The sequence below is a fragment of the Flammeovirga pacifica genome (assembly GCF_000807855.2).
GTDB lineage: Bacteria > Bacteroidota > Bacteroidia > Cytophagales > Flammeovirgaceae > Flammeovirga > Flammeovirga pacifica.
This window is the reverse complement of the sequence record NZ_JRYR02000001.1, coordinates 4,165,488-4,188,639: the sequence shown is the minus strand read 5'-3', so window position 1 is coordinate 4,188,639 and position 23,152 is coordinate 4,165,488. Positions and strand designations below refer to the sequence as shown.

General features: G+C 33.5%; 21 protein-coding genes. 10 read left to right on the top strand and 11 right to left on the bottom strand.

Translation table 11 applies throughout. The features are described 5' to 3' along the window. Positions 1-51 precede the first annotated feature (51 nt). The 4 genes from NH26_RS16600 (at position 52) to prfH (ending at position 5,142) form a co-directional block, all read left to right on the top strand. Positions 52-1,431 (top strand): glycoside hydrolase family 30 protein, encoded by a 1,380-nt coding sequence (locus tag NH26_RS16600; RefSeq protein WP_044219675.1) that lies wholly within the window; start codon positions 52-54, stop codon positions 1,429-1,431. 211 nt (positions 1,432-1,642) lie between these two features. Further along, positions 1,643-2,674: an alpha/beta hydrolase family protein gene (locus tag NH26_RS16595; RefSeq protein WP_044219673.1), complete on the top strand. Its 1,032-nt coding sequence runs from the start codon at positions 1,643-1,645 to the stop codon at positions 2,672-2,674. Positions 2,675-3,098: 424 nt separating this feature from the next. Continuing rightward, positions 3,099-4,502: an RtcB family protein gene (locus tag NH26_RS16590; protein WP_044219670.1), complete on the top strand. Its 1,404-nt coding sequence runs from the start codon at positions 3,099-3,101 to the stop codon at positions 4,500-4,502. Between the two features lie 4 nt (positions 4,503-4,506). Continuing rightward, a complete protein-coding gene (prfH, locus tag NH26_RS16585) occupies positions 4,507-5,142 on the top strand; it encodes a peptide chain release factor H (protein ID WP_044219667.1) in 636 nt (211 codons plus the stop codon). Positions 5,143-5,448: 306 nt separating this feature from the next. Here prfH and NH26_RS16580 read toward each other — a convergent pair whose 3' ends face one another. Together NH26_RS16580 and NH26_RS16575 are read right to left on the bottom strand one after the other, a co-directional pair. Beyond that, positions 5,449-5,916, bottom strand: coding sequence for a GNAT family N-acetyltransferase (locus NH26_RS16580; RefSeq protein ID WP_052431829.1), 468 nt, complete (start codon positions 5,914-5,916; stop codon positions 5,449-5,451). Between the two features lie 119 nt (positions 5,917-6,035). Further along, positions 6,036-7,016, bottom strand: a complete 981-nt coding sequence (locus NH26_RS16575) for a pyruvate dehydrogenase complex E1 component subunit beta (RefSeq protein ID WP_044219664.1) — start codon at positions 7,014-7,016, stop codon at positions 6,036-6,038. Between the two features lie 232 nt (positions 7,017-7,248). Here NH26_RS16575 and NH26_RS16570 point away from each other — a divergent pair, with 232 nt between their 5' ends. The 3 genes from NH26_RS16570 to NH26_RS16560 all read left to right on the top strand — a co-directional run bounded on the left by NH26_RS16570 (position 7,249) and on the right by NH26_RS16560 (position 11,197). Beyond that, complete coding sequence (locus NH26_RS16570; RefSeq protein WP_044219661.1) at positions 7,249-8,250, top strand: aldo/keto reductase; 1,002 nt, start codon at positions 7,249-7,251, stop codon at positions 8,248-8,250. Between the two features lie 226 nt (positions 8,251-8,476). Next, positions 8,477-10,045 carry an arylsulfatase gene (locus NH26_RS16565; protein WP_084812209.1) on the top strand — a complete coding sequence of 523 codons (1,569 nt, stop codon included), beginning with the start codon at positions 8,477-8,479 and terminating at the stop codon, positions 10,043-10,045. Positions 10,046-10,189: 144 nt separating this feature from the next. Further along, positions 10,190-11,197, top strand: coding sequence for a helix-turn-helix transcriptional regulator (locus NH26_RS16560; RefSeq protein WP_206780201.1), 1,008 nt, complete (start codon positions 10,190-10,192; stop codon positions 11,195-11,197). Between the two features lie 88 nt (positions 11,198-11,285). Here the strand turns inward: NH26_RS16560 and NH26_RS16555 are convergent, their stop codons facing one another. Then, complete coding sequence (locus NH26_RS16555; RefSeq protein ID WP_044219659.1) at positions 11,286-13,094, bottom strand: tetratricopeptide repeat protein; 1,809 nt, start codon at positions 13,092-13,094, stop codon at positions 11,286-11,288. Positions 13,095-13,331: 237 nt separating this feature from the next. On the opposite strand from NH26_RS16555, the gene NH26_RS25870 reads away from it, so the two are divergent. Continuing rightward, a complete protein-coding gene (locus tag NH26_RS25870; protein ID WP_084812208.1) occupies positions 13,332-13,559 on the top strand; it encodes a PspC domain-containing protein in 228 nt (75 codons plus the stop codon). On the opposite strand, the gene NH26_RS16550 is transcribed toward NH26_RS25870, so the two are convergent. From NH26_RS16550 to NH26_RS25810, 7 genes are all read right to left on the bottom strand, one after another. After that, entirely contained in the window at positions 13,551-14,585 is a 1,035-nt protein-coding gene (locus tag NH26_RS16550; RefSeq protein ID WP_044219657.1) for a glycosyltransferase family 2 protein, read from the bottom strand. The two genes, NH26_RS25870 and NH26_RS16550, sit on opposite strands and share 9 nt — an antisense overlap. A gap of 23 nt (positions 14,586-14,608) precedes the next feature. After that, positions 14,609-14,938 carry a YbaB/EbfC family nucleoid-associated protein gene (locus tag NH26_RS16545; RefSeq protein ID WP_044219655.1) on the bottom strand — a complete coding sequence of 110 codons (330 nt, stop codon included), beginning with the start codon at positions 14,936-14,938 and terminating at the stop codon, positions 14,609-14,611. 84 nt (positions 14,939-15,022) lie between these two features. Then, a complete protein-coding gene (gene clpX / locus NH26_RS16540; protein ID WP_044219653.1) occupies positions 15,023-16,258 on the bottom strand; it encodes an ATP-dependent Clp protease ATP-binding subunit ClpX in 1,236 nt (411 codons plus the stop codon). Positions 16,259-16,492: 234 nt separating this feature from the next. Beyond that, a complete protein-coding gene (locus NH26_RS16535) occupies positions 16,493-17,164 on the bottom strand; it encodes a ClpP family protease (RefSeq protein ID WP_044219650.1) in 672 nt (223 codons plus the stop codon). Between the two features lie 141 nt (positions 17,165-17,305). Beyond that, positions 17,306-18,448 carry a DNA polymerase III subunit gene (locus tag NH26_RS16530; protein WP_044220265.1) on the bottom strand — a complete coding sequence of 381 codons (1,143 nt, stop codon included), beginning with the start codon at positions 18,446-18,448 and terminating at the stop codon, positions 17,306-17,308. Positions 18,449-18,593: 145 nt separating this feature from the next. Continuing rightward, on the bottom strand, positions 18,594-18,725 hold the full coding sequence (locus NH26_RS25815; protein ID WP_262494285.1) for a hypothetical protein: 132 nt from the start codon (positions 18,723-18,725) through the stop codon (positions 18,594-18,596). 329 nt (positions 18,726-19,054) lie between these two features. Continuing rightward, entirely contained in the window at positions 19,055-19,189 is a 135-nt protein-coding gene (locus NH26_RS25810; protein WP_262494284.1) for a hypothetical protein, read from the bottom strand. Between the two features lie 254 nt (positions 19,190-19,443). On the opposite strand from NH26_RS25810, the gene trmD reads away from it, so the two are divergent. Continuing rightward, positions 19,444-20,169, top strand: coding sequence for a tRNA (guanosine(37)-N1)-methyltransferase TrmD (gene trmD, locus NH26_RS16525; RefSeq protein WP_044219647.1), 726 nt, complete (start codon positions 19,444-19,446; stop codon positions 20,167-20,169). A 191-nt stretch (positions 20,170-20,360) separates the two neighbouring features. On the opposite strand, the gene NH26_RS16520 is transcribed toward trmD, so the two are convergent. Beyond that, positions 20,361-21,437, bottom strand: a complete 1,077-nt coding sequence (locus tag NH26_RS16520) for a branched-chain amino acid aminotransferase (RefSeq protein ID WP_044219644.1) — start codon at positions 21,435-21,437, stop codon at positions 20,361-20,363. Between the two features lie 139 nt (positions 21,438-21,576). Here NH26_RS16520 and NH26_RS16515 point away from each other — a divergent pair, with 139 nt between their 5' ends. After that, positions 21,577-22,911 carry a hemolysin family protein gene (locus NH26_RS16515; protein WP_044219641.1) on the top strand — a complete coding sequence of 445 codons (1,335 nt, stop codon included), beginning with the start codon at positions 21,577-21,579 and terminating at the stop codon, positions 22,909-22,911. The last annotated feature ends 241 nt before the right edge of the window (positions 22,912-23,152 follow it).

Genomic DNA, 23,152 nt, shown 5'->3' with positions numbered 1-23,152 from the left:
AGACCTATTGATTAATTTCAATGCATCATTAAAATATATGACAGTAGAGAAATGAACAGACGAATTGTATTACTAATCCTATTTTTTTATTCTTCTATAATTACAGCTCAAAACTTTAATTCTATGGAGATGTTTTATGTCACCTTAGAGAAAGGTGATGCTAAACCTTTACAAAAAATTGCTGTAAAAGAGAGCAATGAAAAAATTAAATGGGGACATGAAATAACGCTTTACCCAAGTATTGAATATCAAACAATAGAAGGAATTGGAGGTGCATTTAATGAAGTAGGTGGAGAAGCATTATCAAGTTTGCCAGAAAAACAACAAGATGAAGTAATGCAACATTTATTTCATTCTGATAATGCCGGATTTACTTTTTGTAGGACCGCTATAGGATCAAGTGATTTTGGTTTGGATGCGTACAGCTATTCCAACTCTCCAAATGATTTTGAAATGAAAGAATTCTCTATTGAAAGGGATCAAAAATATGTACTTCCTTATATTAAAAAAGCAATTGATGTTCAACCCAACTTATTACTTTTTGCCTCACCTTGGAGTCCTCCAGCTTGGATGAAAACGAGTAATTCTATAACAGGGTTAACAAAAGAAACTAATCAACTTAAAAATGATAAAAAGGTATATCAGGCTTATGCAAATTACTTTACAAAGTATATCAAAAGTTATCAACGAGCTGGTGTGAATATCGATCGTATTTGTGTTCAAAATGAAAATGATGCTAACACAAAGTATCCAAGTTGTGTTATGCCTCCTCAACAAATGATAGAATTATCCACAAAATATATCTTACCAACATTCAAGAAAGAAAAAGTCAATACGAAAGTTTTTGCAGGTACTTTTAGAACAGCAGAACAATTGGATCTTATTGAGTTTCTGACTTTAAAAAATGCAGAAAAATTGGCCGGTGTTGGTATTCAGTATACCAATCCTTTAGTGATTACTGATGCGATTAAAATGAATCCTACGCTTAAAATGTTCCATACAGAAGGCCATTGCTATAATGGAAAAAATAGTACTGAAGAGGCAAATCATCGTTTAGAAGAAGTGGCTAAATATATAAATAGTGGTGTTAGTAATTTCTGTTATTGGAATATGATTTTGAATGAAACAACCGAAAGTGGATGGGAGTGGCCTCAAAATTCATTGATCAATATCGATAGGGAAAAGAAAACAATAAAATACAATCCTGATTATAATGCGATGTATATTATCAGTCATTTTATCCAACCTGGAGATGTTAGAATCGCATCAAATAGCCAAAGACCAATGATTACGGTAAAAAGCCCCTCTGGAAAAATTAAAATTATAATTCATAATACAGACCCTCAAGAGGCAGTATATAGAATTCATTTAAATGGTGATACCAAAAAGGTAATCCTTCCTAAAGAAAGTATAACAGCAATTACACTCTAACTTCCCAAAAAATAAGCTCTTAAATAATCCTCCTTTTACATCATACTTATTGGATGTAAAAGGGGGATTATTTTTTTTCAAAACCCGAAAAATAATCTAATTCTTTTAGATGAAATCGACTATATTCGGGCTTCAATAGTATGACTTCCAAGTATTAAATACTCTCTATAAATAAATTTACTTTTTACTCTACAAAACCATTAAAACAACTATGAAAATTATTAAACTAATCTCGATTGGAATTGGTGTCCTATTCTTAATCGCCTCACTCTTCTTTGGGGTAAAAATTGGTCAACGTTTCTATAAAGCCTATCAATTTAAAAATAGTTTAAATGATACTGTATTGGATTATGATATTACACCCGAAGACTATAAAAAGTCGGAAACGCTAAAAAACGGACAGATTCTTTCCAAGAAAATAATTAATATAAAAGATATTCCTGCGGTTTGGAAAAAGGTGTCTAATGAAGGGGTTTTAAAAACGGAATATCAACATTTAGAGTCCATTGATTTTTATACAATCATTTATAAAAGTGCTCCAAAATTAGTGAATGCTATTATTGCTACCCCTAAAAAAGAGGGACAGTTTCCTGTGATACTATTCAACCGTGGTGGAAATAAAGAAGAAGGAAAACTAGCTAAAGCGAAAGTACTTTTTTCATTAATTGGTATTTCAAGGCTAGTAGACGAAGGTAATATCTTAATGGCTAGCTGTTACAGAGAAGAGGATGAATTTGGTGGTGACGATATTAATGATGTCTTAAACCTCACTGAAACAGCAAAAGAAATACAAAAAGCCGATATTAAACATATAGGATTAATTGGGTGGTCTAGAGGTGGTATGATGACTTACCTTGCTTTAAAAAAATCGAATGCTTTTACTACTGCAGTCGTAGGAAACGGCCCCACAGACATGTTTTCTTTAATTAAAGAAAGACCCGAAATGGAAACAAAAGTGTGTGCTAAACTTATCCCAAATTATGAGATTAATAAAGAAGAAGAACTAAAAAAACGTTCTGCTATTTTTTGGGCAGATGAGTTAAATAAAAATACTAGCCTTCTACTACTTTGTGGATCAAATGATAAAAGAGTCAACCCACAACAAGCCAGAAATATGGCTAGTAAACTGAAAGCAATCAGCTATGATTATAAAATTATGGAGTTCGATACAGACCATAATTTTTCAAATAAATCAGAAGAATTAAACCAATTATTAATACAATGGTTTAAAAATAGAATTTAAATTTAGTCGTAACATTTAGATAGAAAATGATCCGTTACACTACTTTTAAGATAGATTTATCCAAAATTCCAAACTCTTAATCTCTCCTACTGAGAGATTAAAGTTTGGAATTATAATTTATTTTCATTTAAATTTGTGCCTATAAACACAATCTTCTCTAAATCTAAAAAAGGAGGGTATCATGATGTTGGTCTTAAAATTACATATCGCCTCATAGACTGAGATTCAAAATTTCTTCATGTTTTGAATTACACCATCTTTATCAAAAAGTATGGTCTTATCTCTATATCAGTCTATCAATCTTAATTATTTTATTTATTAATAATCAGGTTAATTTTTAATCCTGAATCACTGTATATAATTGATTTCACCTTCATAGTAATACAATTTATATTTCAGTGGGTTGATTTGTATATCAAATAACATGGGCCAACAGAAATTGAAGGGAAAACACCTTCGAGCCATTCAATATGCTTCAAATAAAGCGATTAGTCTTGCCGTGCAAATAATGGCGAAGCATTACAAACACACCTCAATGCAAGAGCAACTAATTTTGCTTGAGGATATCAAAAATAATTATTCAAAATACCTTACAGATGCCATTTTATCTCCAATAGCAAAAGTCTTTCAACCTGAAGTTGATGTAAAAAGAAAACAAATAGAACTTCTTGCTGAAGCGAAAGAATTTAATGTTTTCGGAAGACAACACATAAGCAGTAATGCTTACCAACAAATGCGTTGGGCAATGAAATTACCCGTGGTACATAGTGGTGCCATGATGCCTGATGCACACCAAGGTTACGGACTTCCTATTGGAGGAGTTCTAGCGACAAATAATGTTGTTATACCTTATGGAGTTGGAGTAGATATTGGCTGTAGAATGAGTCTCACTATCTACCCAATTCAACCTACATTTCTAAAACGTTATGAATACCAAATAAAACAAGCTTTAAAAGAATATACCAATTTTGGTACAGGAGGCGAGTTGGGTATTGTTCAAGAACATGAAGTTTTAGACAGAATAGAATTTACGGCTACCCCTTTGTTAAAGCAATTACACGGAAAAGCTAGTAGGCAATTAGGTACTTCTGGATCTGGGAATCATTTTGTAGAATTTGGCACTGTCCAACTACTTTCAGACAATCCTTTTGATTTAGAAGCAGGAGATTATGTAGGATTATTAGCTCATTCTGGATCGAGAGGTTTAGGGGCTACAATTGCCAATCATTATACCTCTATTGCTAAAGAAAAATGTCTTTTACCTTCCCCTACTCAAAATTTAGCTTGGCTGGATTTAAATGCCCAAGAAGGACAGGAATATTGGCTTTCAATGACTTTAGCTGGAGATTATGCAAAAGCTTGTCATGATCAAATACATTATCATTTGGCTAAAGCTTTAGGGATAAAACCTATTGCCAAAGTAGAAAATCACCACAACTTTGCTTGGAAAGAAAAGCAATTTGACGGAACCGAATGTATTGTTCACAGAAAGGGAGCAACACCTGCAGGAAAAGGAGTGTTAGGTATTATTCCCGGGTCTATGACAGCCAATGGCTACATTGTTCAAGGAAAAGGGGAATATGGTTCACTGCAATCTGCATCACATGGCGCTGGAAGACAGTTTTCTCGATCTAAAACTAAAGCAAAGATAACTGGAAGTCAGCTGAAGAAAATTCTACAGAAAGAGAATGTTTCCCTTATCGGTGGAAGTATTGATGAATCACCCATCGCCTACAAAAATATTGAAGATGTGATGAAAAGTCAGACAAACCTTGTTGATATCTTGGGTACTTTTTCACCCAAAATTGTACGAATGGATAAAGCTTAAACATATGAAAAATAGTAATTCAGAATTATTTATTCAGATCACCTCAGGAAGAGGTCCTGCTGAATGTTGTTGGGTAGTAGCTAAGCTTTTGAAAGAGGTTTTAAGCGATTTAAAAGCTAAAAACATCGAACACCAAGTACTCTCTAGAACCGATGGACCTTTACACCATACATTAAGTTCTGTGATCATAAAAGCCAGTGGACATCAATTACAGGAGTCTTTAAAAGAATGGAAAGGAACCATTCAATGGATTGGTAAAAGTCCGTTTAGAAAATTTCATAAACGTAAAAATTGGTTTGTAGCTATTGATTTTTTTTCAGAAAAAGAGATAGAAAAACTAAATACAAAGGATTTGCAATACCAAACATTCAGAGGCTCTGGTCCTGGAGGTCAGCATCGAAATAAAGTAGAAACGGCTGTTCGTGTTACCCATATTCCTAGTGGTGTTAGTGTAGAGGTTTCTGATGGGAAATCTCAGTATCAGAATAAACAAAAGGCTTTAGAAAAAATGAAAGAGAAATTCGAAATCCTAAGGTTAGAAAACACTAAAGAAAAGCTAGAACAACAATGGATGAATCACTTGGCATTAGAAAGAGGAAATGCAGTTAAAGTCTTTAAAGGGCCACAGTTTAAACAGTAAATACATAATAAAATTTATAAATGATGCTTTTCAATATAAAAATCAAAAAGTAAAGATGCCTAAACAATTGGCTCAATTTTGTAAGAATGAACATTTTACAAAAAAGAGCATTCGAAATGCTGATATTGAGGTATTTTATTTTGACTTTTAATTATAAATGGAACGGTCTCGTATTTTTGAATACGAGACCGTTGTGCTTAAATAAATAACTAATTCAATAGTTTTAAATCCTTTTGTGTTCTTAATCAGTTAGCATTATTCATAGGTTTTATCAGAAAGACTATGATTCTTTAATCGAAAAGAATATTATCCTTCCATTATCAACCTCTTAGCTTTAAATCCATATTTCTCATAGAAGCTGACAACTCTTTCATTTTCTATCCCAATGGCTAATTTTTTACGAATGACTCCTTTATAATTAAACCAATTAAGTGCTTCTTCTAATAATGCTCCTCCAACACCCTCACTTCTATATTCATCAAGTACAAATAAAGAATCTATTTCTCCACATGTTGGATCTAGCTTCTGTAAAGAGGCCACTAAGTAACCAATCATCTTATTTTCTGATAGGGCTTGTAAAACAATCATTTCACACGCTTTATCTTTTAATTTATTTTTTCTTCTGATCCACTCGGTATCCGAAGGTTCATATACTACCTGATGACGCATTTCATGATGATAAGCAAAAAGCTTTTTCCATAAAGGTGCTATTTGATCTATTTGGGATACATCAATTAATTTTAAAGAGTACTCAATGTCTGTTCCTTGGTTCATTTCATGTAGGTTTAAAGTTAGTTAGCAGAGGTTATTAAATAAAAAACCTCTTGACTCAAATATACTTGAATCAAGAGGTTTATATAATGAAGTTTATAATCTAAATAAGGTAATTTAGATTACTTTTTATACATCACTTTTTTCACTGCATCTACAGTACGCTCTACATTTGGAAGAATTTCTTCGATCAATGTAGGTGCATATGGTAGAGGTACGTCTTTAGATGCTACTCTAACTACTGGAGAATCCAAGTAATCAAAAGCATGTAATTGTATGTGGTGAGAAATCTCAGATGAGATTGACGCTAATGGCCAAGCTTCTTCCACTACAACAAGACGGTTTGTTTTCTTTACAGAAGTAAGGATTGCATCATAATCGATTGGTCTTACTGTACGTAAGTCAATTACCTCACAAGAAATACCTGCTGCCTCTAATTCTTCAGCGGCTTTAGTAATCGTGTGAACCATTTTACCAAATGATACCAAAGTTACATCAGTACCTTCCTTAATAATGTTAGCAACTCCTAAAGGAATGATATATTCGCTTTCAGGTACTTCACCTTTATCAGCATACATCACTTCAGACTCCATAAAAATAACTGGATCGTTATCTCTAATAGAAGCTTTCAAAAGTCCTTTTGCATCATAAGGATTAGAAGGAACAACTACTTTTAAACCTGGAGTGTTAGCGTACCAGTTTTCAAAGTTTTGTGAGTGCTGAGCACCTAATTGACCCGCGTTACCTGTAGGTCCACGGAATACCATTGGAGCTGAATATTGACCACCAGACATCGAAAGAATTTTCGCTGCACTGTTGATTACTTGGTCAATCGCTACCAAAGAGAAGTTGAAAGTCATGAATTCAACAATCGGACGAGTACCGTTCATTGCTGCACCCACGCCAATACCTGCAAATCCAAGTTCTGCAATCGGAGTATCAATAATACGGTCAGGACCGAACTCGTCTAACATTCCTTGAGTTACTTTATAGGCACCATTGTATTCAGCTACCTCCTCACCCATGATAAAAACATCTTTATCACGACGCATTTCCTCTTGCATCGCCTCTCTAAGGGCTTCTCTGAATTGTATTTCTCTCATTACTTATTAAAAGTTCTGCTAATTATATCAGTATTTTCGTTTTCGGATGCCAAGATAATAAGTTTTCATCTATTTTTTAATAGGATAGTGCAAAAGGTTTTACTGAAAAAAGAACATATATCATTAAAAGTTGATAATTGAATGATGATTATTGTCAAATCGATTAAAATTTGATGTTTTTTTGATTTTATACTTCGTAATTTGATCAGGAACTATTCTTAAAATAAATAACATGATAAAACCAATATACTCTCCATCACAAGATAGATATGAAAAAATATTTTATCGGAAATGTGGAGATAGCGGACTAAAACTTCCTATTATCTCTTTAGGAATGTGGCACAATTTCGGGAACATGGATAATTTTGAAAATGCTACCGAAATTGCAACAACAGCTTTTGATAACGGAATTACTCATTTTGATTTAGCCAATAACTACGGGCCTCCCTATGGATCTGCAGAAGAAAATTTTGGCAGAATTTTAAAGCAAAATTTTCTTCCTTACAGAGACGAATTATTAATTAGTAGTAAAGCAGGTTACGATATGTGGCCAGGCCCCTACGGTATTAACAGTTCTAGAAAGCATATTATTTCTAGCTGTGACCAGAGTTTAAAAAGAATGGGATTAGAATATGTAGATATTTTCTATTCTCATCGCTTCGATGCCGACACACCATTAGAAGAGACGGTGTTAGCCTTAGATCAATTGGTCAAATCAGGTAAAGCTTTATATATAGGTATTTCTAGATATGAGCCAGACCAAACAGAAAAAGCTGTTCAACTCTTCAAAGAGTTAAGAACACCCTTCGTCATTCATCAATGTAGATATTCTTTATTAGATAGGTCTCCTGAAGATGGTATCTTTGATAAATTGAAAGAACATAAAAAGGGAGCTATCGTTTTCTCACCTCTTGCACAAGGAATGTTGACCAACAAATATTTAAATGGAATTCCGGAAAAGAGCAGAATGGCCAATTCATCCAAAGTACATTTAAATAAAGAACACTTAACAGATGAGGTGATCCATAAAGTAAAAGCATTGAATGAAATTGCAATGAATAGAAATCAATCATTAGCACAAATGTCATTAGCTTGGTTAGTAAGAAATGAAAGTGTTACCTCAGTTCTTATCGGGTCTAGCAGTAAGAAACAACTTTTAGATAGTATTGGTTGTCTAGATAATATAGAGTTCTCAGCAGAAGAACTCCGACAGATTGATAAAATCGTTGAGTAAACACCTTTTTTGAAGTTGCCTTATATTTGGATAGGGCAACCTTTTTATTTTACTGAGCCTTCTCCTCCTAAATTTCAGCATAGTTTCATACAAATATTCTAAAAATCACCTCAATCTTCTTTTTGTTTGACTTTGAACAAAATAGTATATTCTTTGAAAGAAAAAGGATAATCCTTCCTTCAACAACCCCGTTTTATTATGTATTGAACTAATATAAATACGTGATATGAAAAAAGTATTCTTACTATTATTATCCTTAGTGTCGCTTATTACTTATGCTGACGATAAAGGAAAACCTAATAAAAAAAATCAAAAGCCTAACATTGTTATCCTATGGGGTGATGATATCGGACAGTTCAACCTTTCTTTCTGGAACAGAGGTCAAATGGGGTATCAAACACCTAACATCGACAAAATTGCAGAAGAAGGTATTGCTTTCACTGATTATTATGGTGAGCAATCTTGTACTGCTGGTAGATCTTCATTCCTAACTGGACAAAACCCAATTCGTTCTGGTTTATCAAAAGTAGGTCTTCCTGGCGCTAATGCAGGATTTCAAAAAGAACACCCATCTATTGCATGGTTATTAAAAAGAGAAGGTTATGCTACTGCACAATTTGGTAAAAATCACTTTGGTGATAGCGATGAAATGTTACCAACAGAGCATGGTTTCGATGAATTCTATGGTAATCTTTACCACTTAAATGCTGAAGAAGAGCCAGAACATCCTGATTACCCTCAAGAAGAGTGGTTTAAAGAGAAATTTGCTCCAAGAGGTGTAATTCACTCTTATGCTGATGGTAGAATCTCTGATACAGGTCCATTAACTAAAAAACGTATGGAAACTGTAGATAGAGAAATCACTACACGTACTTTAGAATGGATTGACGAAAAAGCGGAAGATGACGCTCCTTTCTTCTTATGGTACAACACTGTAGGAATGCACTTCCCTACTTACCCTGCTGATGATATCAAAGGTATTTCTGGTCAAGGTGGTGATTCTTTCTATGCTGATGCAATGGTAGATCATGACAGAAACATTGGTAAAATTTTAGATAAACTAGAAGAACTTGGTTTGATGGAAAATACCATCATCATGTACTCTACAGATAACGGTCCTCACTACAACGAATGGCCTGACGGTGCTGTTACTCCTTACAGATCAGAGAAAAACACTAACTGGGAAGGTGCTTACAGAGTTCCTTGTCATGTAATGTGGAAAGGTCAGATTCCTGAAGGACGTATTTTAAACGGTATCGTTTCTCACCAAGATTGGTTGCCTACTATTATGGCTGCAGTTGGTAAAGAAGACATCAAATCAGAATTAGAATCTGGTATCGACTATGCAGATAGAAAAGTGCAAACTACTATCGATGGTTTTAATATGATGCCTTATTTCACAGGAAAAGCAGAGGAATCTCCAAGACATAATTTCATTTACACATCTGATGATGGTGATATCACAGCGGTTAGAATGGATGATTGGAAAGTAGTATTTATGGAACAAAGAGCTAAAACGATGCAAGTTTGGGCTGAGCCATTTGTAAAACTACGTATTCCAAAAGTATTTAATATTAGAAGAGATCCATACGAAAGAGCGGATACTGATTCTAATGGCTATTGGAACTGGATGGCTAAACGTGCTCCTTACATCTATAAAGGTGGTTACACTTGTGGTGGTTTTATTCAATCTTTATACAAGTACCCACAAATCGAAAAAATTGATTCATTCTCTATTGATCAAGTAATGGATGATTTCAAAGATTGGAATGAAGAAAGAAATTCAAAAAAATAATTAATCATTTTTATTGAATTTGATGAACCTCTACCCCTATTATGGGGTAGGGGTTTCTTTTTTTATATGTGTTAAAATCACTCTGACGAATGCTTTTTTTTTGAAATCTCTTACTATCTTTATCTTAATCAAAAAGTGAATACTGTGAGTCAAACACCAATAAAAGTACATATTCAAGAAGCTAGTATGCGTTCTTTAATGCTTCAACTCAAAGAAAAATTTGGAGGATCATTTGAGAATAAACATCTATATACTGTTAATAATGAGCATTTAGAAGGGTACATATGGATATTATCCATTAGTAACGGAATGGAAATTACCTTAAACTCTTTAAACTTTAAAAAACATTTTCAGATCGTCATGTCTGGCGAGTCAAAAGAGTTTGCTCGTTTATGTTTTCGCTTTGAGCAAAAAGGTGCTGTCATGCAAGGAATTAAAAATAATGTAGGTGAGGCTTTAGGACTATCCGGAAATATGGTGGTTTACGATACAAGGCTCAATTTTACTATGGATTTAATTCCTAACACTCATAATCAATGGTTAGGTATTCGATTAGGTCAAAATGCATTAGGTTTTGAACATGTTTCTTTCACAGATTATTTTGGTGATGTTTTTAACCAGAATAATATTTGGTGGAAACATGAGATTATGCCTTTAGAGATTCAAGTACAATTAAATGAAGCCTACAAGTTAATGGAACAGGATTTACCTTTGCCTGTTTTTAATAACCGATTAGTAGCAAGAGGAGCCGATTGTATTTCTTTATTTTATGAAAAACTGCTCACTAGAACAGCCCATAAAGAACATAGCTTGCATCAGCATGATTTCACGTATATGATGGACCTTAAGAATAATTTGCTTTCTAGTACAGAACGTCCTCCATCATTAGAAGATCTATCTAAAGAATATGGATTTTCTGTATCTAAATTAAGAAGAGATTTTGAACAAGTATTTGGTACAAGCATTCATAAATTCCATTTTAATTTTCGTCTTGAAAAGGCAAGAACTCTTTTAGCAACAGAAAATAAATCGATATTAGAAATTAGTAGAGAATGTGGTTTTAGTTCTAGTACAAAATTCACAGAAGCATTTAAAAAGAAATTTGATATTACACCAAAGATGGTATCTCAAAAATACAAGCACCTTCATTAAGGATTCAACAAGATACCAGATTTCATAAATAACAAAAGGCTAGTTTCCGAAGAAACTAGCCTTTTGTTATGCTTTATATTTTTACAAACTACTTAGTAGCAGCTTGGAAATCTGCATTTTCCCAAAGAGAGAAGAATTCAAGATCTTGAGCAGCTTTTGTTTTTAAATCGCCAGCAGCTTTGATTTCTTTAATTGCATCATCAGCTTTAGACTGTCTAGCAGCAACGATAGCGTTACCGTAGTGAGCCCAAGCATTATCTTTAGCATTGATTGATTCACCGAAAGCAGAAGTTGCTTGAGAGAAATCAGTTGCACCAGATTTTTCAGCTTTTAATAAGTAAGCTAAACCTTTGTTATAAAGAACAGTTGCATCGTCTCCAGCAGATGAGAAGTACTGAATAGCACCGTCATAATCACCTTCTGATAAAGCAACATAACCTTTCACTGCATTAGTAGTAGCAGCAACTGAAGGGTTAGAAGAATTAGCTTTAGCGATATCCGCTTGAGCACCTTCAACATCACCTTTCATCAACTTAGCACCAGCAAGGTTAGCATAAGCTTCAGGCATGCTATTAGATTTAGCAGCAGTCTCAAAGTGAGGAATTGCTTTTTCAATTAAGGCAGCAGCAGCATCCGCGTCAGCAGCTTTTGCCTGAGCGAAGTAAGTTGCACCTAAGTTGTTATGAGCAATTGCTGAATCATCTTTACGGATAGCAGCTTCGTAGATTTTAACTTTAGCGTCAAGATCTGTTGCGAATTGCGCAGCGTAAAGTAATTCTGGAGTAGATAAAGAATCTAAAGCCATTTGACCGTCAGCGATGCTAGTAGCACGAGACTTGATCACTTCAGGATCCAATTTATCTTTGATCTCCAAGATCTCAGATTTAGCATTACGTAATGGTGGGTATACGTAACGGAATAATTTCTTATAAGAAGCTAATGATTGTAATTTCAATTGCTTAGAAACGAAATCACCTGAACCATTTACTACTGATAAGATTTCATCTTTTTCAGCATCAGTAAACTTGTCTGAATCTTTCAAGATTGCTTTGAAAGCAGACCAGTTTTCTACTACTGGCTTAGTTACGAATTGAGGAGCTTGATCTTCCTCAACTTTATATTTCTTTAATAAAGACTCATAGTAACTTTGTACAGCCTCAGGACGCTTGTTAGCTAACTTTGTGTTTGCCTCAGTTGATCCTTCAGGAGAGTGAGAACCTGTAATTGTTACAGTTCTTGTAGGGTTGCTAGCTGAAACATATTCAGTTAAAGCTTTACCTTGCTCACCTCTTTTCTCAGAGTAACGAAGTGCAGATGATCCTTGTAAGAAGAAGAAATCAACGTTTGTTGGAGTATACTCCTCAGCATCGTTATAACCGTGATCAGCGTAATTTGCAATGAATACTGGTTGGTAATTTTTTGATGTTGTAACAACACCTTGACCCAATCCGTTTGGCATTGCAGCGAAAGCACCATCGTTAGATTCCTTAACTTTTTGGTTTTTCACTTTAGTCGCACGACCTAAGTATTCTAATTGACCTCTTTCAAACTTATCCTCATAACCGAACGCCATACGCTCGCTTAACGCTGGAGTTGCTTCAGGGGCATCAGCATAATCATCTCCGTTGAAAGATACTACACCAACTTCAATTGGCTCTGCATCGTTAGGGTTATATTGTACAACTACGTCGTACGTGTAACCTTTTTTCAACAATTTAGGAGGGAGTTTTGTTTCAATATCAAAAACTACAGAATCACCGTGTAATTCAAGCGGTGAAGGATTAATTGTCATTCCTTGCTCTTCAGCCATTTTGTTCACGTCTACATTCGAGCAGTTCGTGAAGAATAATGTACCTGCAGCAAGTACTGTTGACAAAGCACTAGTGTATTTGTTCATAATCGTCATCCAAATTTTTCTATTTCTAGACTTGCAATTTACCCGTCTATAGACAAATTTCATCTTTACAGTACAAATCTTAACTTTTTTTAGAATTTTATTAGTAAAAAAGTAGATTATCAGAGTGAAATTAGCACTTAAGGTATTTATACTTTTATTTTATAAAGATAAATGATAAAAAAATATGTGCTATCGAATATAATTTTTATTTTCAAATATTAACATATTCTAATCATTATGACCCCAAGATTAATTCAAAGATTTATTGAAAAGCAAGCATATGGTGTTTGTTCAAAAATTGGAAATAAACTAAGAATATCATCAAATAGTATTCGATTATATTTTGTTTATGCTTCTCTATTTACTTTTGGCTCACCTATTATCCTCTATTTTTCGCTACACTTTTTCATCAATATTAGGAAGTACATCCGTCAGTCGTCAAATTCTAGAGAAACCTTATTTTAAAGTCTTCACGTCTTGAAGATCTGAGAACTTCGTTCTTCTCTTCAAAAAGTATTCCGATACTATCAATCTGCTATAGACTTGGTTAAAAAAAAGTTTCTTACTTCTAATTTTGTTTCTCTGACTCATTAAATAGGGCAAAGAGATATAAAAATCCCTATGTGATTTTAGAACTGCGAGAAAATTATCAAATTCTTTTTTTAATAAAAAACGCACTCCTGCTATTCCATCAAGAACCATTCTCATAAATATGATGGGGATTAACTTACTTGTTGGAAGGTTTTTAAAAAGTAAAAACAATCCATTCCTAAAATTCAAGTATGTTTTCTTTGGGTTGTCACGACTAAGGGTTCCTCCTCCAACGTGATAAACTTCAGAAGTTCCTACAGTCATAATTTTATACCCTGAAGATTTTAAACGCCAACATAGGTCTATTTCTTCCATGTGAGCAAAAAATCTTTCATCTAAACCTTCCATTTCATGGTATAATTTAGATTGTATCATTAAACATGCACCTGTGGCCCAAAAGATTTCTATGGTATCATCATATTGTCCTTTATCCTCTTCTAGAGTGTGCATTATTCTTCCACGACAAAAAGGATAGCCCATATAATCCATGAACCCTCCTGCTGCCCCTGCATGTTCAAAATACTTTTGATCAGAATATAATTTGATTTTAGGTTGACAAGCTGCAATAGAAGTGTCAGACTCCATTAATTCTAACATTGATGTCAACCAGTTTCCTGGTACTTCGATATCTGAATTAAGAAGTACATAATACTTGGCATCAATTTGATTTAAAGCTCTATTGTAACCTCCAGTAAAACCATAATTTTTCTCGAGAACTATTACACTTACTGATGGATGGTTGTCTTGTAACCATTGGACAGAATCATCAGTAGAGGCATTATCAGCCACTATAATTTTAGCATTATGACTATTATCAATAACGCTCTGAAGAAACCGTTCTAAAAAATGTTTGCCGTTGTAGTTTAAAATAACGACCGCTACTTGATCGTATGGGAGCATAATAATATTCCTTTCTACTGTGTTTAACCAAGGTTTCCAAAATCCATTCCTGGGATGTTTGGCATCATTCCTTTAGTAGTTTTCATTAAACGCTCTTGTCCTTTTTGGTCTGCCTCAGCAATTGCTTTATTAACAGCAGCAATAACTAAGTCTTGTAGCATTTCTTTATCTTCTTCTTTACACAGAAGTGGATCAATTTCTAATTTTATTACTTGTTTTTTGGCGTTGGCTACACATCTTACCATTCCTCCACCAGCATCCGCTTCAGCAACAACATTTACAAGTTCTTCTTGTGCTGCTTTTAATTTTTCTTGGACATCTTTCAATTGTCCAAACATGTTACTAAAATCCATAAAATAATTTATTTAAAACACAGACAGCAAAGCACTTTGATGGTGTTTTGCTGTCTGTTAGATTAAGTTTATTTATTCCAAATCTTATGCTACTCTTAAATTTTTAGCATGAGATGAACTTTCAAATTTTAAAGTTGCGTAATCTCTATCGACTACAAACTTTTCGATCTTTTCATCACTAGAAGGAATTTCATACATTGAATCTAACATAATTGCCTCTAATATTGATCTAAGACCTCTAGCTCCCAAATCATATTCTAACGCTTTTTCAACAATGTAATCTAAAGCCCCGTCTGTAAACTCTAACTCAATATCTTCCATTTTAAATAACTTATGATATTGTTTAGTTAAAGCATTTTTTGGTTCTGTTAGAATGTTTCTTAATGCATCTTTATCCAATGGTTTTAAGTAAGTAACCAAAGGTAAACGACCTATCAATTCTGGAATAATACCAAAACGTTTTAAATCTTGAGCAGTAACAAATTCTAATAATTCCTCTTTATCTAATTCTGGTAAATCTTCTTCTTTACCTGCAAAACCAATTGGTCTTGTATTTAGACGTGAAGCAATCATATCTGCAATTCCAGCAAAAGCACCACCACAGATAAATAATATGTTTTCTGTGTTTACCGAAATTAATTTCTGCTCTGGATGTTTTCTACCACCTTGAGGGGGAACGTTAACAATAGAACCTTCTAATAATTTCAATAATGCTTGCTGAACACCTTCACCAGACACATCTCGTGTAATCGAAGGATTATCAGATTTTCTTGCGATTTTATCAATTTCATCAATATAGACAATACCTCTTTCGGCTTGTTCTACATTGTAATCCGCTGCTTGAAGCAAACGAGTTAGGATAGTTTCTACATCCTCTCCCACATATCCTGCTTCCGTAATTACTGTTGCATCTGCAATACAGAAAGGCACTTGTAACGCTTTAGCTAAAGTTTTAGCCAATAGTGTTTTACCAGTACCCGTATTACCTGTCATAATAATATTTGATTTTTCAATCACAATATCATCATTATCAGGCTTCTGATTTAATCTCTTATAGTGGTTATATACCGCTACAGATAATACCCTTTTCGCTTTATCTTGACCAATGATATATTCGTCAAGATGCTTCTTCATTTCAGCAGGCGTTTTTAGGGTGAATTCAGAAGTCTCAGCATCTTGCTTGCGAGGTTTTCTTTCCTCCATCAAGATCTGATGAACTTGCTCTATGCAGTTATTACAGATTTGGGCATTTTGTCCCGAAACCATGAGCTCTACCGTATCTTTCGGTGCGCCACAAAATGAACAGAAATTTCCTTTCATTAAATATCAACTAACCTAATTTTTCCAAAAGAGATGAACTCTCTCTTTTCATTATCAGCGTTTAAACTGACAATTTTTTATTTTTGATTGAAATGCAATTTACGTATTTAATTGCACTTTTATAGCATAAACAAGAGGGAAATGTCTTGCATTTCCCTCTGTATGAACATCATTTACACTAAATTAATTAAAATTAGCACAATCAGTTCAATATAATTATCTAAATATATAGAATTATGGTTTTCTAGTTAAAACCTCATCTACTAACCCGTATTCTTTAGCTTCTTGTGCTCTCATCCAATAATCACGATCAGAGTCTTGCCATACTTTGTCGTAAGGTTGTTTTGTGTGCGTAGCTAAGATCTCGTACAATTCTTTCTTTAATTTTTGAATTTCACGAGCTGTAATTTCAATGTCAGATGCTTGACCTTGTGCACCACCTAAAGGTTGGTGAATCATGATTCTAGCATGCGGTAAAGCGGCTCTTTTGCCATCAGCTCCACCTGCTAATAATACTGCTCCCATTGAAGCTGCAAGTCCTGTACAGATAGTAGCTACATCTGGACGAACATACTGCATCGTATCATACATTCCTAAACCAGCATAAACAGAACCTCCTGGGCTATTGATGTACATCAAAATATCTTTTTTAGCATCAAGTGATTCTAAAAATAGCAATTGTGCAACTACAATATTTGCTACCTGATCATCTACTTGTGTACCCATAAAAATGATACGGTCAGCAATCAATCTAGAAAATACATCAATTTGTCTAAAGTTACGATCTCTTTCTTCGATCACGTAAGGAGTTGTATTTTGGATGTTATTGAAATAAGCATCTGTATGTAAGCTTGAGATCCCTTGATCTTTCAAGGCAAACTTCTTGAATTCTTCTTTAAAGTTCATATGTAATACTTTTTTGAGTTTCTGCTTTTAGTACTAGACGGTACCAAGTCAAAGAAAAATGGGTTGTTTATCTAGTTCTCTATACAAATATAAAAATATACTGATAACAGCAAAGAACTTTTTTACACTTTGGGAACTTTTTTACGAATTAATTTTACCAAAAGCACGACCTACTTTAATTGATAAACTCACAAAAATGATTTTAGCATTTCCATTTCTTTCAATAAAGTAGCAAGCATCATTAAAGCTATTCACTAAAAAGGGTAAATTTTTATCACTTAATACTTGAGAAAAATTCTTAGCAAAAGTATGTGCCTCTTCATCTAAACGAACAACTTCGTCTGCTTGGGTTTTAATCAACATGGCTTCCCTGAAAAGAGTAAGTCCAAATTTGAAGAAACTCTTCTGTCCTTCCTTTCCTAACTTATTAAACTCTTCAGACCATTGAGTGATAATTTCAGTAAAACTAGGTTTAAAACAAGCTCTCATCCATTCCTTAAAAAGTTTTTCACTTTGATCGGGTATGTCCGAAGAAATTCTTAATGCTTCTCTAATATTTCCATCGGATAAAAAAGCTACTCTCTTTGCTTTATCAGGTTCAAGTCCTTGATCTACTAAGAAAGCTGAAGTTTGTTCGTCATTAGGAGAGGGTACAAATATTTTTTGTGTTCTTGATAGAATGGTGACGATTAACTTTTCTGGGTCATTTGTCACCATAAAAAATAATGTTTTTTTCGGTGGTTCTTCTAAGATCTTTAAAACGGCATTTGCTGCAGGTGCTTGCATTAACTCAGGCATCCAAACTAATACTATCTTAAATCCATTTTGATGAGCTTTTACAGACAGTGCTTTAATCATCTGTCTGCTTTCCTGACGGGTAATTATGGCTTGTTTATTTTCTCCGCCTATATGATCTACCCAATCTGCCACATTTTTGTATAAGCCATTTTCTTCTAATAAAAATGACCTCCAATCAGGTAAAAACTTATCGGAAGTAGCGTCTTCTCGTTTTGTTACTTTTTTTGTTAAAACAGTTGGTAATACAAAGTGAAGATCGGGATACATTAACCTTTCTGCATTTTTACATGACCTACATGTTCCACAAGCATCCTCTTCTGTAGGATTTTCACAGTTTAAATAAGTTGCATAAGCTAAAGCCAACCCTAGTTGTACTCCACCTTCCTTTCCTATAAAAAGTTGAGCATGGGCTACTTTTCCTTGCTGTGCGGCACTAATGAGTACCTTTTTTATTTCTGTTGCTCCTGGAACTTGTGCAAAAAGCATAAATGATCTTTTAACCGTGAAAAACAAGTAATGTCCATCACTTTTGTTTCTTATAAATTCTTTAACCAACAAATTTCGAGGATTCATTGACTAATACAAGAAATTGAAATGTAATTTATGCAAGTAAGTGTTACTATCATTAAAATTAATGGTACACCTTCTCATAAATACTATCAGGATTATCATAATCAGAAATAGCCACCTGATTTTTCGATGTGACACAACTACTTAATACCATTAGGCTGATAATAAATAGTAAATATTTTAGCTTCTTCATGATTAAGTAGGTTTAAAAGTAAAAAAGAAAGTTGCCCCCATATAAAAGACAGTAATATCTTTTTAGAGAGCAACTTATTTGAATGATGTGTTGTTTTGGTTTCTAACAGTTTATTATCTTAACTATCGTAAAAGATACACTTAATGTTGCTTTTGATAACATAATTTAAACTTAACTCACTCAGTGTTTTAAGTTTAACCTCAAACTATTACTGCGATAACAAAGTGTATTTAAAAGGATAGCAACAAAAAACCCTTCATTGAATAAATGAAGGGTTTGTAATAATTAACATTTCATACTTAATAATTTCTTTTGACTTAATTTATCGTTTATTCGTGTACTAAATGATAAATGTTGTCACTATTATTCGGGTTATAGCCTGCTGCAACATGATTCTTATAAGTTGTACAGCTTGATAATGCTATGATTACTCCAATGGCTAATAAAAGCTTTATGTATTTCATAATCATGTAAGTTATTTAAAATGCTCTCGCACTTGATGTACTGTAAAGTTAACACTTATTTACACAATTCCCAAAAAGTTATGAATATTAGTGAATCGAACTGTACTCCTAGAAGTTATCTTTGATATTGTTTTTATCTTTGTCGAGATTAAGAATGTGCTTTAAAATAGAATAAATTAAAGATTATTGATCAACTTTATCTTTATTATTCACTTTTACTCACTTACATTTCATCAACAATTTGATTGAAAATTATGCGTATAGATATCATTTCTTGTGTTCCCAATTTATTGGACAGTCCTTTTTCTCATTCTATTTTACAAAGAGCTAATGATAAATCATTATCAGAAGTGCATGTTCACGATCTAAGAAAATATGCAGTGGATAAGCATGGACATATTGATGATTATGCTTATGGACATGGTGCAGGCATGGTCATTATGTGCGATCCTATTTTTAACTGTATCAATGACTTAAAAAAAGAAAGAGAGTACCAAGAAGTAATTTATATGACTCCTGATGGAGAAGTTTTCAATCAACAAATAGCCAATCATTTATCGATTTCTTGTGAAAACATCATTATACTTTGCGGTCATTATAAAGGTATTGATCAAAGAGTAAGAGATGAAATAATTACAAGAGAGATTAGTATCGGTGATTATGTTCTTTCTGGTGGAGAATTAGCAGCTGCAGTAGTAACAGATGCTATTATACGTCTTTTACCTGGTGTTTTAGGAGATGAAACATCTGCTTTGACAGATTCATTTCAAGATGGATTATTAGCTCCTCCTGTATATACTAGACCAAAAGAATGGAATGGAAAACAAGTTCCTGATATTTTACTTTCAGGTCATGAATCAAAAATTGATGAATGGCGATTAGAAGAATCTATGTCTAGAACTAAAGAAAGGCGTCCTGATCTGTGGAATAATTATATCAATTCACAGCCAGAAGCTAAACCGAAAAAGAAAAGGAAATAATTGTTTAATACAATCTGCTCTTACAATCAGGTTCTAAAATATTAAACATCAATATTTTTATATAAAAAAACCGATAATAAACTCTTTGCTTATTATCGGTTTTTTAGTTCTAAAATTTGTCAGATTTAGATTGATTTTTTTATAAAAAATTAGGGAAGTCCAAAGACCTCCCTAATTGATAAAAATAGAAATTATATCTTATACGTCCATCCTTTAGTATCTTCAATTTCTCCTTTTTGGATACTTTGGAATTTCGCTTTTAATTCATTTGAGAATGTATAATCTGATGGTAAATCAAAATCTTCGCCATCATTAGAGATTACAGCAAAAGGGGCAATAGTTACAGCTGTACCGATACCAAATGCACCTTTAAGCTTACCGTTTTTAATTGCTTCAATTACTTCGTCTACAGAAATATGACGTTCTTCTACTTTATGACCCATATCTTGAATCAACTCAATTACTGTTAATCGAGTTACAGATCTAAGAATGGTATCTTCAACAGGAATAGTTGGAGCTGTTACAAATGTACCGTCTATATCAAACATTACATTCATAGTACCAGATTCCTCTATATACTTATGTTCTTTTGCGTCTGTCCACAATAATTGATCATAACCTTGTTGAGCTGCTAATTTTGCAGGTAGTAAAGAAGCGGCATAATTTCCAGCTACTTTAGCAAAACCAGTTCCTCCAGGAGAAGTTCTACTAAATTCTTTTTCTACTTTCACCCTTAACGCTTTTGAATAATATTTACCTGCAGGTGCAGTAATTATAGCAAAAGTATATGTATCTGATGGCTTCATTCCTAAGAACTCATCCGTTGCAAACATAAATGGACGAATATATAAAGAACTGTCAGGTGTACTAGGTACCCAATCTCTATCGATTTCTAACAAACGATGTAAACCTTCCATAAAGATTTCTTCAGGAATAGTAGGCATACAAATTCTCTCTGCAGAAACGTTCATCCTTTTTGCATTCTCTTGCGGTCTAAAGACTAGAACCTCTTCTGGGTTTTGAGCATTTCTAAACCCTTTTAGTCCTTCGAAAATAGATTGTCCATAATGTAAAGATGATGTTGCAGGAGCTAGGTGGAAACTATCGTAAGGGACAATTCTTAAATCTTGCCATTCACCATCGCGGTAATCCGCCACAAACATGTGGTCAGACATCGTTTTACCAAATGCTAAATTATCAAAATCTACTGCGCTTAAGCGAGAATTTTGTGCTTTTTCAACGCGAATATTTAATTTTAAATCCTTCATAATATTGTCCGAACATTTTTTTGCGATGTGTATCAAATCATAAATATAGATACATTTGTACTATTGTGAGGAAAATTTTCAAAAATAGTGTAAGAACCCACTACTTTTTTTGATCTTTGATAAGAAATTGAGAATTATCATGAATGAAAATATAATATATATAGGGCTTTGCCTTCTTTTTTCAGCCTTCTTTTCGGCTACAGAAATCGCTTTTGTCTCTGCTAACCGTCTACACATAGAAGTTCAAAGAAAAAAGCTTTCTTTAGCTGGACGTCTTATCAATAAGTTTTTTGAAAATAAATCTACTTTTATCACCACCATACTCATCGGTAATACAACTGCCTTAGTGATGTATGGTATTTTTGTTTCAAAAGTACTTGACCCTATACTTCAAAAATTTTTCATGGTTCAGCTTCCAGCAATGGATGCCGGTTCAATAGAGGTAACCGTTCTTATTACTCAAACTATTGTTTCTACGGTTGTGGTGTTGATTACTGCAGAATTCTTACCTAAGAGTTTAACAATGATCAACCCAGATGTATTTTTAAACATCGCCTCTCCTCCAATGAATATTATCTACACCCTACTTTACCCTGTTACTTGGTGTGTAGAGAAATTATCTCAATTTACTATTAAAAACATCTTCGGGTTCCATTCAGAAGAAGAACAAAACACTTTTAACCTTACCGACTTAAGTCAATATGTTAGAGACATAGAAGTGGCTTCACTTGAAGACGATGATTCTGAAGGAGAAATTATAGATAAAACATATTTTGAAAATGCTCTTGAATTTAAAGATGTGAGGGCACGAGATGTGATGATTCCTAGAAAAGAAATTGTAGCAATCGATATAGAAGAGGAAATTGAGGAATTAAAAAAGCTATTTGTTGAAAGTGGTCATTCTAAAATTCCAGTTTATAAAGAAGACCTTGATGATATTGTTGGCTATTGCCACGCAAGACAATTATTCAAAAAACCAGCTAGTATTCAAGAAATTTTACACGAAATTCCGTCAAGACCAGAAACTGCTGCTGCAGATGAGATTATGGCATTTATGATGTCTGAAAAGAAAAGTCTTGTAACAATCATTGATGAATACGGTGGTACTGCTGGAATTGTAACAATGGAAGACATTACCGAAGAAATTGTCGGTGAGATCGAAGATGAACATGATGAAGAAGAATTACCATTCTTCCAAGAAAATGAACATACTTTCCTACTTACAGCAAGACATGAAATCGATTGGTTAAATGAAAAGAAAAACTGGTCTATTGAAGAAGGAGAATACGACACCCTTGGTGGCTACATTCTTTACCATTATAGAAATATTCCTGAAGTAGAAGAAAAGATAGAAGTTGAAGGATTAACCTTTGACATTGTCACAATGGATGGTGCTCGTATTGATATGGTCCGTCTAACATTCCCTCATAATGAAGAAAATGAGGAAGAAAACAAGGAAGAAATTCCTGAGTAAGCTTAAAACAAAAGCATAAATCATCCTTTAATCAAAAAGAATACACGATCTTTAATGCAAGTCGAATAACCTTAACCTCTAATATAGTTGAATTAAGTACACCCAAAATAACTCAAACTATCTAAAAATTTGATTTAGAATGATCATTCGTATTATGGATTGTTATCTAATGAGCCCCATACATTATAAATTTTAAGTAAATCCACCTCTATTTTTCTTTTCATAAGAGTAAAAAAGAATA